Source organism: Rhodococcus sp. 05-340-2 (assembly GCF_002258915.1).
Lineage (GTDB): Bacteria > Actinomycetota > Actinomycetes > Mycobacteriales > Mycobacteriaceae > Rhodococcoides.
In genome coordinates this window covers 315103-330911 of record NZ_NOYU01000027.1, presented here as the reverse complement: position 1 = coordinate 330911, position 15809 = coordinate 315103, and the positions used below count along the sequence as shown (strand labels likewise).

Here is a 15809-nt window from a genome sequence, read left to right as displayed (position 1 = left end):
GTGTCGCGCGCGGCAGGTATGGACAAAAAGGTATCCCCACGGTAAATATTTCGGGGTGCCTAACTTATTTCTTCGCCAGCGCGGATCTCGCGCTCGGCGGATTCTCGCGAGCTGGGCCGTGGTGGGACTACTGGTAGCAGCGTCGACCGGCTGCGCGCGGGCTGTCGGAGAGGACGATCCGACTGTGCTCGACGACGGCAGACCCCTGGTTCTGACGACCTTCACCGTCCTCGCCGACATGGCAGCCAATGTCGCCGGTGACCACCTTCGAGTGGAATCGATCACAAAAGCCGGAGCCGAGATCCACGGCTACGAGCCGACACCCGGAGACCTGCGCACCGCAGAGCAGGCCGAGTTGATCCTGGACAACGGGCTGGGGCTGGAGGCCTGGTTCGAGAAGTTCGTCGAGCGCATCCCCGCACCGCACGCCGTGGTGAGTGCGAACGTGGACCCGATCTACATCCGTGACGACGCCTACGCGGGGAAAGCGAACCCCCATGCATGGATGTCCCCCGTCGTGGCCGAGACGTACGTGGAGAACATCGCCGAGGCGTTCGTCGCACTCGACCCCGTCAACACCGACGACTATCGCGCGAACGCAGCCGCGTACATCGAACAACTCCGTGAGGTCGGAGCCGAACTGGCCACAGATCTCTCCGGACTGCCCGCTCGTCAACGTGCGCTCGTCACCTGCGAAGGCGCATTCGGTTATCTGGCCCGCGACTTCGACCTGCAGGAGGCCTACCTGTGGCCGGTCAACGCCGAGCAGGAGGGAACTCCCAAGCAAGTGGTACGCACCATCGATTTCGTTCGTGACAACGACGTGCCCGCCGTGTTCTGCGAGTCGACCGTCTCGGACAAGGCCCAGCTCCAGGTCGCCGAGGACACCGGAGCTCGGTTCGGCGGACAGCTCTACGTCGATTCACTGAGCGATGCGGCCGGACCCGTCCCCACGTACCTGGATCTACTGCGCTACGACGCACGGTTGATCGCCGACGCACTGGTAGGAGAACGATGACCCGGAAGACTGGGACCCAGCACCACAGGGCCCCGCACGAGAACGGGGCGGCGCTGACGGTCGATACCGTCAATGTCCGCTACCGCGATGTCGTGGCCCTCACCGATGCCAGCCTGACCCTCGCACCCGGCCGGGTGTGCGGGTTGGTCGGCATGAACGGATCGGGCAAGTCGACGCTGTTCAAGGCCGTCATGGGAGTGGTCAAGCCCAACTCCGGCTCGATCACCGTGTTCGGCGGCGACCCGGCGCAGGCGCGCAAGGCCGGCACGGTCAGCTACGTACCCCAGGCGGAATCCGTCGACTGGACATTCCCGATCAGCGTGCGCGACGTGGTCATGATGGGCCGATACGGGAAGCAGAATTTTCTCCGCACTCCACGGGCAGCCGATCGACTGGCCGTCGACGAGGCTCTGCAGCGCGTCGACCTCACCGAACTCGCGAACCGACAGATCGGCCAGCTCTCCGGCGGTCAACGCAAGCGCGCGTTCGTCGCCCGCGCCATCGCCCAGGAGGCGTCACTGCTGTTGCTCGACGAGCCCTTCGCCGGTGTGGACAAGAAGACCGAAGCGACCATCACCCGGTTGCTCCGCGAACTCGCAGCACACGGCGCCTCGGTTCTCGTGTCCACGCACGATCTCCATGCCCTACCGGAGCTGTGCGACGAGGCGATCCTGCTGCAGCAACGGGTGCTCATGCACGGCAGTCCGGCCGAAGTACTGCGCCCGGAGAACCTGGCGCTGGCCTTCGGTATCGACCCGTCGAAGGTCGACCAACTCGGTGCGGGCACCCGAACTCCGGCCACCCGAACCACGGAAGCGAGCTGAACCGTGTATCTGATCGATTTTCTGGTGGACCCACTCGAATACACCTTCATGCAGCGAGCCCTCCTGGTGACCGTCACCGCCTCGATCGTGTGCGCGGTCCTGAGCTGCTGGCTCGTCCTCATCGGGTGGTCACTGATGGGCGACGCCGTCTCGCACGCAGTTCTTCCAGGCGTCGCGCTGTCTTACCTGTTCGGGGCACCGTTCGCGATCGGAGCACTGCTGTTCGCCCTCATCGCGGTCGGTGCCATCGGAGTCGTCCGCAACACCACCATCGTCAAGGAGGACGCCGCCATCGGAGTCGTCTTCACCACGTTGTTCGCGCTCGGCGTCGTCCTGATCTCCAAGTTTCCGAGCCAGATCGACCTCAACCACATCCTGTTCGGCAACCTGCTCGGAGTCTCGCAGGCCGACATGGTCCAGGTGTTCGTCCTCGGTGGCATCGCGCTGGCCGTCATGATCGTCAAGCGTCGCGACTTCACTCTCTTCGCGTTCGACCGCACCCAGGCCCGCGCCGTCGGCATCAATCCGACGGTGATCTCGGCCGTGATGCTGACTCTGCTCGCCCTGACGACCGTGGTCGCACTCCAGGCCGTCGGCGTCATCCTCGTGGTGGCGATGCTCATCACTCCCGGTGCGTCCGCCTATCTGCTCACGCACAGCTTCGGCCGCATGCTCGTGCTGGCACCGATCGTCTCGGTGGGTTGCGCCCTGGTCGGTATCTATGCCAGCTTCTACCTCGACGTGTCCTCCGGCGGCAGCGTGGTACTCACCCAGGGACTCGTCTTCGTCCTTGCCTACCTCTTCAGCCCGTCACAGGGCATCGTCGTCCGCGCCCTGCGGCAACGCGGACAGGTGCCGGTGGCTCCGGCCGGGTGAGATGTCTTTTTCCATTGGATTGCCTAAGCTCGGCGACGTGGCGCAACAAAAAACCGATTCCGCACCGGCCGACGAGGGCGTCCAGCTGTCCGCGGTTGCGCAGGACTACCTCAAGGTCATCTGGACGGCCAGTGAATGGAGCGAGGACTCCGTCAGCACGAAGATGCTCTCCGAACGCATCGGTGTCTCCGCCTCGACGGTGTCCGAGGCGATTCGCAAGCTCGCCGACCAGGGCATGGTCGACCACGCCCGCTACGGGGCCATCTCACTGACCGAGAAGGGTCGCCTGGCTGCCATCGGCATGGTTCGTCGGCACCGACTGATCGAGACCTATCTGGTCCGCGAGCTGGGTTACGGCTGGGACGAAGTGCACGACGAGGCAGAGATCCTCGAACACGCCGTCTCGGATCTGATGATGGATCGCATCGACGCCAAACTGGGCCATCCCGAACGCGATCCGCACGGCGACCCGATTCCGTCGGTCGACGGTGCGATCGAGACTCCGTCCGCGACCCGCCTGAGCGAGTACCTCGACGGACAGTCCGGCCGAGTCGCCAGAATTTCCGACTCCGACCCGGCGATGCTCCGCTACTTCGATTCCGTCGGAATCACGCTGGACCTGCCGATCACCGTGGTCGAACGACGCGACTACGCCGGCACCGTCGCCATCGAGCTGGCCCGCACCGACGCCACCGATTCCATCGACCTCGGCCACCGCGCCGCCGAGGCGATCTGGATGGTTCCGGCTACCTGATCGCCGGGATCGCTTCAGTGCCCTCGCAAGGTCGCGGGCCGTACGACCATGACCGAACTGGCGCGCTTGCCCTTCTCCTGGAGCAGCGCAATGGTGTGACCGGTGGGATCGACCGCCGCGTACACCCCGTCGATCCCGACCGGATCCAGCCACCGTCCCTGGCTCAACGATTCCGCTTCACCCGCGTCGATCTGCCGGTGCGGAAAGGCCGTTCGCGCCGCCTGGTCGATGTCCAGGCTCACGGCCGGATCCTCGGCCAGATCTTCGAGTGTCCGCGCATGGTCGAGGGTGAAGGGTCCGACACGAGTGCGGCGCAGCACGGTCAGATGGCCGCCGACGCCGAGCGCCACGCCGAGGTCCCGAGCCAGGGCTCGCACGTACGTCCCCGACGTGCAGTCCACCTCGACATCGAGGTCGACGAACGCGGATTCGTTCTCCACCACATCGCGCCTGGCCGTCACGTCGAATCGGGTGACGCTGACCTTGCGGGCGGCGAGTGTGAACTCCTCACCTGCGCGGGACAATTTGTGGGCACGTTGCCCGTCGACCTTGATGGCGCTGACACTGGCGGGCACCTGCTCGATGTCGCCGGTCAGGGCGGCGATCGCGGTCGAGATCTCGGGGTCGGAGACATGCGCGGCCGAGACATCGGCCAGAACGTCACCCTCGGCGTCGTCGGTCGTCGTGCTCCGGCCGAGCCGGATGGTTGCGGTGTACGACTTGGTGGTCAGCGAGAGCAATCCGAGCATCTTGGTCGCACGCTCCACGCCGAGCACGAGCACGCCGGTCGCCATGGGATCCAGAGTCCCCGCATGGCCGACCTTTCTGGTGCGCAACAGTTTTCGGCACGACGCCACCACATCGTGGCTCGTCACTCCCGGCCCCTTGTCGACCACAAGCAGGCCGGCACCGACGAGACCGGACGAAATCTTTTCGCGAGCACTCACGAGAGAGCATTGTGCCAGGCTCGCGGAACGGGTCGTCACATCACCGAGATCGCGGTCATCACCAAGCCTCCCGCAACCATCCATCGACCGTCGAAGGCCCGCAACGGCGGTCCGGACACCGTGTCTCCTGGCACCAGCAGCTCGGAATGGAACGTTCCCGAAATGTCGTCACCGGAGCCGGTGCGTTCGAAGGTGATGTGTGCGTCCTCGAAGCCGAGCCAGCGTCCCGTCAACGGCTCCCAGGCCTTGTACGTCGCTTCCTTGGCGCAGAACAAGACTCGATCCCAGTGCACGTCTTCACGGCCCACGGTCGCGAGCCACTCGCGTTCGGCCTCCAGGCTCACTGCCCCGAGTACTCCATCGGGCAAGGGCCCGTGCGGCTCCGCGTCGATTCCCACCGAACGCACCTGCATCGAATAGGCCAACACCGCACCGCGATAGCCGTCGCAGTGCGTCAACGATCCGACCACACCCTTCGGCCACTGCGGGGCACCGGACTTACCGCGCATGATCGGTGCCGGCTCCACACCCAGCTTCTCCATCGCCACCCGCGCGCAGTGTCGAGCCGAGGTGAACTCACGCTTGCGCTTGTCCACCGCCTTGGCCACCAGCGGGGCTTCGAGCGGATGCGGCGTCAGACCCGGTGGGTCCGCGAACAATTCGGCCGAGACGACGCCGTTGGGAAGTATGGATTCGATCACTTGCCTGCCCTCATCTTCTCTACCTCTGCCTCCATCTCGGGCGTCACCGTGAAGTGCCCGCCCCACTTGTTCAACGCGCCCGGCGGGTACTCGGGGACCGGAAGAATCTGGCGCAGAACGTTCTTCGGCAGGCCGCGGCGCTGCCATTCACGCGGGTAGCCCACCGACACCTCCTCGAAGCGAACGCCGTCGTAATAGGTCGTCCGCGGGATGTGCAGGTGCCCGTATACCGAGCAGATCGCGTTGTACCGCGTGTGCCAATCCGCCGTCAGAGTGGACCCGCACCACAGCGCGAACTCCGGGTAGAACAGCACCTCGGTGGGCTGCCGGACCATCGGGAAGTGGTTGATCAACACGGTCGGAACGGAGGTGTCCAACGCATCGAGACGCTCCCGGGTGGCGTCGATCCGCGCGTGGCACCAGGCATCTCGCGTCGCGTACGGCTGCGAGGACAGCAGGAACTCGTCGGTGGCAACGACGTTCTTCTCGCGTGCGATCGCCAGTCCGTGTTCTTTGTCTCTCGCTCCCTGCGGCAGGAACGTGTAGTCGTAGAGCAGGAACATCGGCACGATCGTGGCCGGGCCTCCCTCCCCCTCCCACCGCAGATACGGGTCCTCCGGGGTGACGACGTCGATCTCGCGGCACAGGTTCACCAGGTACTCGTATCGAGCAGCACCGTGGATCTGCACGGGATCTTTCACCGTCGTCCACAGCTCGTGGTTTCCGGGAACCCAGATGACTTTTGCGAAACGGCTACGGAGCAATTCGAGCGCCCACTTGATGTCGTCGGTCTTCTCCGACACGTCACCGGCGACGATCAGCCAGTCGTCGGGCGATTCGGGGAAGATGTCCTCGGTCACGGGCCGGTTGCCCCGATGTCCGACGTGAATGTCGCTCACTGCCCACAGCTTCGCTGCCACTGAAAATTCCTTCCGATGCGCTCGGCCGCCGGCGTCGAATCGCCAGAACCGTCCGAGAACGTACCAACGTCCAATACTCCATGCAGATTCCGCGACATATCCGGGCGGGGTGAAGTGGCACCGAGGTCGACGGTGGGACGGTACGGCTCACCGAAAACAGGATTGGGTCGAAACACCCGCAGATTCGGGTATATGGTGCCGTTCATGACTTGTTTGCGGATGATTGCTCGGGTGGCATCTCGATGACGGTGCCCCCGGTCCGCGTTCGAGATGCCGCGGCACTCCTCGGTGTCAGTGACGACACCGTGCGCAGATGGATCGACAGCGGAGCGCTCCCGGCGCTCGAGGACGAGACCGGGCGCAAGGTCATCGCCGGCCGCGACCTCGCCGACTATGCACGCGAACACGCCGTCCCCCCACCGGAGATCTCGCCGGGCGGCAGCTCGGCCCGCAACCGACTCGTGGGGTTGGTCACCGAGGTCGTCTCGGACGCGGTGATGAGCGAGGTGAGCATGCAGTGCGGGCCGTTCACGATCGTCTCGCTGATGAGCACCCGATCGGTTCGTGAACTGGGGCTCGAGCCCGGCAAGGTCACCACCGCCGTCGTCAAGGCCACGACCGTCATCGTCGAGACACCCTAGAACGCAGGAGATGTTCGTGAAGACAGTGCACTCGGTATCCGCGCTCGTGATTGCAGCCACCCTGATTCTGGTCGGGTGCAGTGCGCAGTCCGATTCGACCGCGCCCGATGGACCCTCGGACGGTAGCGCGGTCCGAGGAGAGATCACGGTCTTCGCCGCGGCATCGCTTCGCGCGACGTTCACCGATCTCGGTACTCGATTCGAGGCCGAACACCCCGGCACCTCGGTGGAGTTCAGCTTCGCGGGCTCATCCGATCTGGCCGCGCAGCTGATCTCCGGCGCTCCTGCCGACGTCTTCGCCTCCGCGGATACCAAGAACATGACCGAGACGGTCGACGAGGGCCTGGTTGCGGGCGATCCCGTCGACTTCGCGTCGAACACTCTGACCATCGTGACCGCCCCCGGAAACCCGGACGGCATCACATCGTTCGCCGATCTCGCGAATCCCGACCTTCTCACGGTGATCTGCGCACCCCAAGTGCCGTGCGGCGCGGCGACGGCCTCGGTCGAAACTGCAACGGGCACTTCCGTCCCGGCCGTGAGCGAAGAATCCTCGGTCACCGACGTGCTGGGCAAGGTCACCTCGGGGCAGGCCGATGCCGGGCTGGTCTACGTCACCGACGCTGCCGGGGCAGGCGAGACCGTGACCGCGGTGCCCTTCGAGGAGTCGAGCGAGGCCGTCAACACCTACCCGATCGCGACACTGAGCGGTTCCGGCAACCCGGACACAGCTCGCGCCTTCACCGAGTTCGTCACCGGACCCGCCGGACGGGACGTACTCGGTCGAGCCGGCTTCGCCGCACCGTGACCGCTCGAGTCGCCAAAGGCGGAAGGTCCTCGGCCGGGCCCCGTCCGACCGTCGGAGTACCACTGTGGATATTCGCACCGGCCGCCGTGGGCGCACTACTCGTGGTGTTGCCGCCGGCCGCGATGTTCACCCGCATCGATTGGTCGAATTTTCTCGGCCTCGTCACCTCCGAATCCGCTGTCGCGGCGCTGGTTCTCAGCCTGAAGACGGCGACGGCAAGCACCGTGGTGTGCGTGCTTCTCGGCGTGCCGATGGCCGTCGTGCTCTCACGCAGCTCGATCAGAGGGCTCTCGATCCTTCGCTCGCTCGTCGTACTGCCCTTGGTCCTGCCCCCGGTGGTCGGCGGCATCGCGCTCCTCTACACCTTCGGACGCCAAGGGCTGCTCGGCGAACATCTCGATTCGTTCGGGATTCGGATTGCGTTCACCACCTCGGCCGTCGTGTTGGCGCAGGTGTTCGTGTCGTTGCCGTTCCTCGTCGTCAGTGTCGAGGGCGCGTTGCGCACGGCCGGTGACCGCTACGACGTGGTGGCTGCAACCCTGGGTGCCACCCCCACCACCGTCCTACGGCGGGTCACCGTTCCGCTGATACTTCCCGGACTGATATCAGGAACCGTTCTCGCCTTCGCTCGCGCACTCGGAGAATTCGGAGCGACGTTGACCTTCGCCGGCTCCCTGGAGGGCGTGACCAGGACGCTGCCGCTGGAGATCTATCTGCAGCGCGAGAGCGACCCCGATGCCGCCGTGGCGCTGTCGATGGTTCTGATTCTCGTCGCGGCACTCGTCGTCGTGACCGCGCGCGGCACTCGATCGTCGGGAACGCTGTGAACTCGCTGTACCTCCGGGCCACCCTCGGCGTCCGCGGAATCGATCTCGAACTCGACGCCAGGGAGGGAGAGACGGTCGCGGTCCTCGGGCCGAACGGGGCAGGCAAATCGACACTGCTGCAGATCGTCGCCGGCGTGGTGACACCCGACGACGGAATCGTCCGACTCGGCGAGGACGTGTTGACCGACACCGCCTCGAACACCGTCGTGCCCATTCATGCCAGGGGCGTCGCGACCCTGGCTCAGGAAGCTCTGTTGTTTCCTCATATGGACGCTCGCGCGAACGTGGCCTTCGCACCACGGAGCACCGGCGCGAACCGCGCCACCGCGCGAGCCGTGGCCGATACCTGGCTCGACGCGGTCGGAGCCTCCCACCTGGCCGATCGCCGCCCTGCGCAGTTGTCCGGCGGTCAGGCTCAACGTATCGCCATCGCGCGTGCTCTTGCGGCCGATCCACGACTGCTGTTGCTCGACGAACCCCTGGCTGCACTGGACGTCGATACGGCACCGGGCATTCGGCGAGTGCTGCGCACGGTGCTGCGCGAGAGCGGGCGTACGGCCTTGATCGTGACCCACGATCTGCTCGACGTCGTCGCACTCGCCGATTCCGTCGTGGTCGTCGACGGTGGACGCGTCGTCGAGCGCGGGTCGGTCACCAAGGTCCTGACCGCGCCTCGCAGCGAATTCGGTGCCCGCATCGCCGGGGTGAACCTGCTCTCGGGACGGGCTGTCGACGCCGACGACTCGACCTGCCTGAATACGAATTGGGGAGTGACGGTCCACGGCTCCGGGCGGCACGCCACCGGAACTCCACTGGTGGCGGTCTTCTCCCCCGCCGCCGTGTCGGTACACCCGACTGCCCCACACGCCAGCCCCCGCAACGTGTTCGAGGTGGTGATCGAGGAGATGGAGGTACAGGGCTCCGGCATCCGTGTCAGGTCACGTCCGCAACCCGACGGGTCTCCCGGCATGGCCGCCGACATCACCCCTGCAGCGGTATCGGATCTCGGACTCGAGCCCGGACGCCGGGTGTTCTTCGTCGTCAAGAGCCACGAGGTGGCACTGCACCCCGCGTTGCCGTCCCAGCCCGACCGATAGTCAGTGGCGTAGTTGGCGGTCGCTGCCGATCACGAGCCACTTACCGGACAGCACCCGGCCCGCGACGGCGAGCATGCGCAGGGCAACGAAGACGCCGAGCCCTGTCCAGATCCCGACCAACCCCCAGTCGAACACCAGAGACGACCAGATGAACGGCAGAAAACCCACGACGGCGCATGCCATGGTGGCGTTCCTCAGAAAAGCAGCGTCACCACTGCCGAGCAGCACACCGTCCAACGCGAACACCACCCCGGCGATGGGGATGATCGCGACGAAGATCCACCAGATCGCGTGCATCTCGTCGATGACCGACGCGTCGGTGGTTAACAGCTCCGGGACGAACGATCGCCCGACGGCGAACACGCAGGCGAGGACGACCGCGAACACCGTCGACCATGCCGTCAATCGCCACGCCAGGGCGCGCGCATCCTCGATCCTGCTCGCGCCGAGGGCCGCTCCGACCAGGGTCTGAGCGGCGATTGCCAGCGAATCGAGCATCAACGACACCAGGTTCCACATGTGCAGTACCACCTGGTTGGCGGCGACCGAGGCCGCGCCGAACCTCGACGCCACCGCAGCAGCGGACAGAAAGCAGGCCTGAAACGCCAGACTCCGCACGATCAGGTCGCGGCCCAGCACCAGTTGCGCGCGCATCACCGACCAGCGCGGTCGCAATTCGGTGCTCGCCCGCACGACTGCGACGACGAACAACGCACCGGCGACGCCCTGACCGATCACGTTCGCCACAGCCGATCCCACCAGCCCCAGCCGTGGGAATCCGAGCAACCCATGAACCAGAAGTGGGCACAACACCGCCGACACTGCGAAGCCGAACACGACGAAACGCAGTGGTGTCACCGTGTTCTGGACTCCGCGCATCCATCCGTTTCCGGCCAGCGACACCAGAATGAACGGCACACCGACCAGAGCCACCCGCAGCCACGCGACGGCCTCGGCGGCGATGTCACCGCCGCCGGTCAGTACCGACACCACGGGCTCGGCCGCGAGCTGCACCGCCGCGACGATGACGATGCCGATCGCGAAGGCCAACCAGGTTGCCTGCACACCCTCACCGACGGCATCACGTTCGCGACCGGCACCGTGCATACGAGCCGCACGGGCGGTCGTGCCGTAGGACAGAAAAGTGAGCTGGGTGCTGACCTGGGCCAGAACGAGTCCGCCTATCGCCAGACCCGCGAGCGCCAAGGCACCGAGCCTTCCGACCACGGCGGCGTCGAACAACAGGTAGAGGGGTTCGGCGGCAAGGACGCCGAGGGAGGGCAGCGACAGGCCGAGAATCTTTCGAGCGGTGACCGGAGTGGAGCTCACGACGCCGAGAGTGCCCCGCGCAGCGCCTCGATCACGTCGGGCAGATCGCCGGTCGCGGTGTAGCCGGCCGCGTTGCGGTGCCCGCCGCCGCCGAGTTCGCATGCCACCGCCGAAACGTCGACCTCGGTCTTCGAGCGCAGGGAGACCACCCAGACCGAGCCGAAGTCCTGCTGCTTGAGCACTGCGGCCACCTCTGCTTCGGAGGTGGTACGCACGATGTCGATCACGCTCTCGATTTCCTCGGACCGCAGTCCGGCGGAATCCTCGCTCCGGATGACGGCGTACACCAGCCCTCGTCCGCCGGCTGCGTCGGGAATCAAGGATGCCGAACCGAGCACGGACCCGAGCATCGGCAGCCAGTCGAACGGGTGGGTGTCGAGCAGCTTGCGGGCGATGTGAGCGCCGTCGATCCCCGTGGCCAACAGTCTCTCGGCCAGCAGATGAGAACCCGGGCGAACCCAGCGGAACGAACCGGTGTCGGTGACCAAGCCAGCGAACAGCAGGTGGGCGAGATCGGCGTCGATCTCGACGCCCCACCGGTCGAGCAGACGCGCGATCACGGCGGTGGTGGACTCGGCGGATGCATGCACCACGTTCAGCGTTCCGAAGCGAGTGTTGCTGCGGTGGTGATCGATGACGAGGCTGGCCGACGCCGTATCGAGCCGGTCGCCCAACGAACCCAACCGACCCCGACTTCCGGCGTCGACCGTGACCACCAGGTCGACGGTCTCGGTGACCCGGTCGGCGTCGACCAGAAGATGCCTACCGGGCAACTCGTCCATCGACTCCGGCAGGGACGCCGGTGCAGCGAACGCCACCTGGACGGTCGCGCCGCGACGTTCGAGCACCGAACCGAGCGCGAGCCCACTGCCGATCGTGTCGGCATCGGGCTGGACGTGACACAGCACGGTCACCGAGGATGCACGTTCGAGCATCTCGATCGCCTGCGCCAAATCCTCGTCGGTCTCCGGCACCGACCCCGAACCATCGGACATGTCAGTCGGCTTCGGCGGGCTCGACGTCTGCAGGAGTGGAGCCTGCGGAATGACCATCCAGTGCAGGAGTGGAGCCTGCGGAATGACCATCCAGTGCAGGAGTGGAGCCTGCGGAATGACCATCCAGTGCAGGAGTGGAGCCTGCGGAATGACCATCTGTGTCTGCGACTTCGCGCGGAGCCTTGTACGGGTCCGGATCCCCGGCGGGCTTGGCGTTCGCACGGGCGCGGGCCAGTTCCTCGTCGGCCACGCGGGCACGCTCGAGAAGGTCTTCCATGTGGCGCGCGGTGTCGGGCACCGTGTCGGTCACGAACGTCAAGGTCGGTGTGTACCGCACACCCGTCCCGGCTCCGACCTTCGAGCGCAGCACGCCCTTGGCCTTCTCGAGTCCTGCCGCGGCCGCCTGAAGATCGGGCGGCGTATCGAGGTCTTCACCCATCACGGTGTAGTACACCGTGGCGTCGTGCAGGTCGGCCGTCACCTTGGTGTCGGTGATGGTCACGAATGCCAGCCGTGGATCCTTGATCTCGTGATCGATCGCCGTTGCAACGATTGCGGCGATTCGCTTGGACAACTTACGAGCCCTGGCCTGATCCACCACGACAATCACACTCCTCTTTCATGGCCGAACGTCGATTTCGATACGACGTAGCGGCGGTTGTGCACTTCACGTCTGCCGAGCAGTGCTCGGCGGACATCCCGGATCAATCCTCGGGTCCGAAGATTCTCCGGCGTACTGCCAACAGTTCCAGATCGTGGCGTTCGGCGACATGCCGTTCGCACTCGTCCAGTTTGTCGTGCAACAGGTCGACATCGGTACCGGCCGCGGCAACCCCCAGTAGGGATCGCCGAATACGTTCTCGCTCACCCGTTTCGGCAGCGGAGACACCCAGCCGTTGCAGATCACCGAGGACCGGTTCCATCATCGACCGCTTCTCGGCGAGCGAACGCACATCCCCCAACAACACGTCCAACTCCAGAGCACCCAGATACACGCTGACGTCCTTCGATCAGCTTCGACAACAAAGCCGGTGGTGGTACATACGTCGTACCACCACCGGCTCGAAAGTCGGAGCGCAGTGTCACTCCCCTGGCTTCACCACCGAGCCGACGCGACCGGATGCGGAGCCGAGTGGCTCCGCACCTGTTCTAGTCGCGCGGCTTTTCACGGAGTTCGTACGCCTCGATGACATCGCCCACCTTGATGTCGGAGTACGTCACCGTCAAACCACACTCGTAGCCCTCACGGACCTCCGTCGCGTCGTCCTTCTCGCGGCGGAGCGAGGAGATCGTGACGGTTTCCGCAACAACGGCACTGTCTCGGATGAGTCGTGCCTTGGCGTTGCGACGGATCGTACCGGAGGTGACGAGGCAACCGGCAATGTTTCCGACCTTGGAGGAACGGAACAGCGCGCGGATCTCGGCCTGCCCGAGGGCAACCTCCTCGTACACCGGCTTGAGCATGCCCTTGAGGGCCTTCTCGATCTCGTCGATGGCCTGGTAGATCACCGAGTAGTACCGGATGTCGACGCCTTCACGGTTGGCCAACTCGGTGGCCTTGCCCTCCGCTCGAACGTTGAAGCCGATGATGATCGCGTTGGATGCCGACGCCAGGTTGACGTTGGTCTCCGTCACGCCGCCGACACCGCGGTCGATCACGCGCAGTTCGACCTCGTCGTCGATCTCGATACCGAGCAGCGCCTCTTCGAGCGCTTCCACGGTTCCCGAGTTGTCACCCTTGAGGATCAAGTTGAGCTGCGAAGTCTCCTTCAGAGCTGCATCGAGATCGTCGAGGCTGATGCGCTTGCGGCTCTTGGCTGCCAGAGCATTGCGCTTGCGCGCATTTCGACGGTCGGCGATCTGTCGAGCGATTCGGTCCTCGTCGACCACCAGAAGGTTGTCGCCTGCACCGGGCACCGACGTGAAGCCGATGACCTGCACGGGACGAGACGGCATCGCTTCGGTGACGTCCTCGCCGTGCTCGTCGACCATGCGACGGACACGTCCGTATGCATCGCCGGCGACGATCGAGTCACCGACGCGGAGTGTTCCGCGAGCGATGAGCACGGTCGCGACCGGGCCACGACCACGGTCGAGGTGCGCCTCGATGGCGACACCCTGAGCGTCCATGTCCGGGTTGGCGCGCAGGTCGAGCGACGCGTCGGCCGTCAGCAGCACCGCTTCGAGGAGGGCATCGATGTTGGTGCCCTGCTTGGCGGAGATGTCGACGAACATCGTCTCGCCGCCGTATTCCTCGGCGACCAGACCGTATTCGGTGAGCTGCTGCCGGATCTTGTCCGGGTTCGCGCCCTCCTTGTCGATCTTGTTCACCGCGACCACGATCGGCACGTCGGCTGCCTGGGCGTGGTTGATGGCCTCCACCGTCTGCGGCATGACGCCGTCGTCGGCTGCGACCACCAGGATCGCGAGGTCGGTGGCCTTGGCACCACGGGCACGCATGGCCGTGAAGGCCTCGTGACCGGGGGTGTCGATGAACGTGACGAGACGTTCGTTGCCTTCGAGCTCGGTCAGCACCTGGTAAGCACCGATGTGCTGCGTGATTCCGCCTGCCTCGCCTTCGCGCACCGTGGTGTTGCGAATCGAGTCGAGCAGTCGCGTCTTACCGTGATCGACGTGGCCCATGACGGTGACCACCGGGGGACGCTGTTCCAGATCGTCCTCGCCGCCGGCGTCCTCGCCGTAGGTGAGATCGAACGAGTCGAGCAGCTCACGGTCTTCGTCCTCGGGACTGACGACCTGAACGACGTAGTTCATCTCGCCGCCGAGAAGCTCCAGCGTCTCGTCGTTGACTGACTGCGTCGCGGTGACCATCTCACCGAGGTTGAACAGGGCCTGCACCAGTGCGGCCGGGTTCGCGTCGATCTTGTCCGCGAAGTCCGACAGCGATGCGCCGCGGGCGAGACGGATGGTCTCACCGTTGCCGCGGGGCAGCCTGACGCCGCCGACTGCGGGAGCCTGCATGCTCTCGTACTCGGCGCGTTTCGCCCGCTTCGACTTGCGGCCACGACGAACTGCTCCGCCGGGACGACCGAATGCACCTGCTGCTGCGCCGCGCTGACCGGGGCGTCCACCGCCGCCGGGACGACCGCGGAAACCACCTGCGGGAGCGCCGCCTGCGGGGGCACCACCGGGAGCGCCGGGAGCGCCGCCGCCGCGGTAGCCACCGCCACCGCCGCCGCCTGGGCGTCCACCCGGAGCGCCGCCGGGACGACCGGGACGACCTGCTGCGGGGCCGGGACGTGCCGAACGGGTCGGCATGGCACCGGGGTTGGGGCGAGGAGGCATAGAGCCGGGGCTCGGACGAGGTCCGGCCTGGCCCGGTGCGGGACGAGGCCCACCCTGACCGGGAGCCGGACGACTGCCACCGGACGGTGTTGCGGGACGAGGCCCACCCTGTCCGGGAGCGGGTCGTCCGCCACCGGGACGCGGAGCACCGGGAGCGGGCCGGGGAGCCGGTCGCTCCACGGGAGCCGAGGAGTACGGGTTGTTACCGACACGCGGAGCCTTCGGGCCGGGCTTGGGGCCGGGACCTGCGGGCTTGGGAGCTGCCGGGGCGGGTGCAGCGTCGCTGGTGGTGGCCGACGCGGCCGGAGCCTGTTCGACCGGAGCGGCCGGCGCTGCAGGCGCAGGGGTGGGCGCGGCCGGGGCCGGAGCCGGTGCGGCAGCCGGAGTTGCGGGTGCAGCCGGTGCTGCCTCCACGGGAGCTTGTGCTGCGGGTGCTTCCGGCTCTGCCGGACGCGGTACCGGCTTGGGGCCGGGACGGGGTCCGCCCGGTTTCGCTGCGCCCGGCTTCGCCGTGCTGCCTGCTGCGCGATCGGCCGCTGCGCGACCGTTCGGTGCAGCTGCGGCGGGTGCCGACGCGTCCGCGTTCTCGGACGGGAAGGATTCACGCAGTCGACGTGCCACGGGGGCTTCGACTGTGGATGATGCGGACTTGACGAACTCGCCTTGCTCTTTGAGCCGTGCGAGTAGTTCCTTACTGGTGACACCGAGTTCTTTTGCCAACTCGTGCACGCGGGCCTTGCCTGCCACTGCTCTCCTCACTGAGAGG

The 15809-nt window shown here is 66.2% G+C and carries 16 protein-coding genes; 8 read left to right on the top strand and 8 right to left on the bottom strand.

Going from position 1 to position 15809, the window contains the following annotated elements:
- Positions 1-55 precede the first annotated feature (55 nt).
- Genes CH271_RS16555 through CH271_RS16540 form a run of 4 tightly spaced genes read left to right on the top strand, consistent with a single transcriptional unit; the run spans position 56 to position 3472 of the window.
- Complete coding sequence (locus tag CH271_RS16555) at positions 56-1018, top strand: metal ABC transporter substrate-binding protein (RefSeq protein WP_373453570.1); 963 nt, start codon at positions 56-58, stop codon at positions 1016-1018.
- Positions 1015-1842, top strand: a complete 828-nt coding sequence (locus CH271_RS16550) for a metal ABC transporter ATP-binding protein (protein ID WP_094634250.1) — start codon at positions 1015-1017, stop codon at positions 1840-1842. The genes CH271_RS16555 and CH271_RS16550 overlap by 4 nt, the downstream gene beginning before the upstream one ends.
- A gap of 3 nt (positions 1843-1845) precedes the next feature.
- Positions 1846-2718 (top strand): metal ABC transporter permease, encoded by an 873-nt coding sequence (locus CH271_RS16545; RefSeq protein ID WP_094634249.1) that lies wholly within the window; start codon positions 1846-1848, stop codon positions 2716-2718.
- 1 nt (position 2719) lies between these two features.
- Complete coding sequence (locus CH271_RS16540) at positions 2720-3472, top strand: metal-dependent transcriptional regulator (RefSeq protein ID WP_052047518.1); 753 nt, start codon at positions 2720-2722, stop codon at positions 3470-3472.
- A gap of 14 nt (positions 3473-3486) precedes the next feature.
- On the opposite strand, the gene truB is transcribed toward CH271_RS16540, so the two are convergent.
- Genes truB through CH271_RS16525 form a run of 3 tightly spaced genes read right to left on the bottom strand, consistent with a single transcriptional unit; the run spans position 3487 to position 6040 of the window.
- Complete coding sequence (gene truB, locus CH271_RS16535) at positions 3487-4419, bottom strand: tRNA pseudouridine(55) synthase TruB (RefSeq protein WP_094634247.1); 933 nt, start codon at positions 4417-4419, stop codon at positions 3487-3489.
- A gap of 35 nt (positions 4420-4454) precedes the next feature.
- Positions 4455-5120, bottom strand: a complete 666-nt coding sequence (locus tag CH271_RS16530) for a 4'-phosphopantetheinyl transferase family protein (protein WP_094634246.1) — start codon at positions 5118-5120, stop codon at positions 4455-4457.
- Positions 5117-6040: a metallophosphoesterase family protein gene (locus CH271_RS16525; protein ID WP_032397841.1), complete on the bottom strand. Its 924-nt coding sequence runs from the start codon at positions 6038-6040 to the stop codon at positions 5117-5119. The genes CH271_RS16530 and CH271_RS16525 overlap by 4 nt, the downstream gene beginning before the upstream one ends.
- Before the next feature lie 242 nt (positions 6041-6282).
- Here CH271_RS16525 and CH271_RS16520 point away from each other — a divergent pair, with 242 nt between their 5' ends.
- Genes CH271_RS16520 through CH271_RS16505 form a run of 4 tightly spaced genes read left to right on the top strand, consistent with a single transcriptional unit; the run spans position 6283 to position 9413 of the window.
- Complete coding sequence (locus tag CH271_RS16520) at positions 6283-6681, top strand: TOBE domain-containing protein (protein WP_094634245.1); 399 nt, start codon at positions 6283-6285, stop codon at positions 6679-6681.
- Between the two features lie 10 nt (positions 6682-6691).
- Positions 6692-7489 carry a molybdate ABC transporter substrate-binding protein gene (gene modA / locus CH271_RS16515; protein ID WP_094634244.1) on the top strand — a complete coding sequence of 266 codons (798 nt, stop codon included), beginning with the start codon at positions 6692-6694 and terminating at the stop codon, positions 7487-7489.
- Positions 7486-8316 carry an ABC transporter permease gene (locus CH271_RS16510; protein WP_094634243.1) on the top strand — a complete coding sequence of 277 codons (831 nt, stop codon included), beginning with the start codon at positions 7486-7488 and terminating at the stop codon, positions 8314-8316. The genes modA and CH271_RS16510 overlap by 4 nt, the downstream gene beginning before the upstream one ends.
- Positions 8313-9413: a sulfate/molybdate ABC transporter ATP-binding protein gene (locus CH271_RS16505; RefSeq protein WP_094634242.1), complete on the top strand. Its 1101-nt coding sequence runs from the start codon at positions 8313-8315 to the stop codon at positions 9411-9413. The genes CH271_RS16510 and CH271_RS16505 overlap by 4 nt, the downstream gene beginning before the upstream one ends.
- Here CH271_RS16505 and CH271_RS16500 read toward each other — a convergent pair whose 3' ends face one another.
- The 5 genes from CH271_RS16500 to infB all read right to left on the bottom strand — a co-directional run bounded on the left by CH271_RS16500 (position 9414) and on the right by infB (position 15790).
- Positions 9414-10742 carry an MATE family efflux transporter gene (locus CH271_RS16500; protein ID WP_094634241.1) on the bottom strand — a complete coding sequence of 443 codons (1329 nt, stop codon included), beginning with the start codon at positions 10740-10742 and terminating at the stop codon, positions 9414-9416.
- Positions 10739-11737, bottom strand: a complete 999-nt coding sequence (locus CH271_RS16495) for a DHH family phosphoesterase (protein ID WP_094634240.1) — start codon at positions 11735-11737, stop codon at positions 10739-10741. Before CH271_RS16495 ends, CH271_RS16500 begins: the two co-directional genes overlap by 4 nt.
- A 1-nt stretch (position 11738) precedes the next feature.
- Complete coding sequence (gene rbfA / locus CH271_RS16490; RefSeq protein WP_082323619.1) at positions 11739-12338, bottom strand: 30S ribosome-binding factor RbfA; 600 nt, start codon at positions 12336-12338, stop codon at positions 11739-11741.
- 103 nt (positions 12339-12441) lie between these two features.
- Positions 12442-12732, bottom strand: coding sequence for a DUF503 domain-containing protein (locus CH271_RS16485; RefSeq protein ID WP_032377081.1), 291 nt, complete (start codon positions 12730-12732; stop codon positions 12442-12444).
- A gap of 154 nt (positions 12733-12886) precedes the next feature.
- A complete protein-coding gene (infB, locus tag CH271_RS16480) occupies positions 12887-15790 on the bottom strand; it encodes a translation initiation factor IF-2 (RefSeq protein ID WP_094634239.1) in 2904 nt (967 codons plus the stop codon).
- Positions 15791-15809 lie beyond the last annotated feature (19 nt).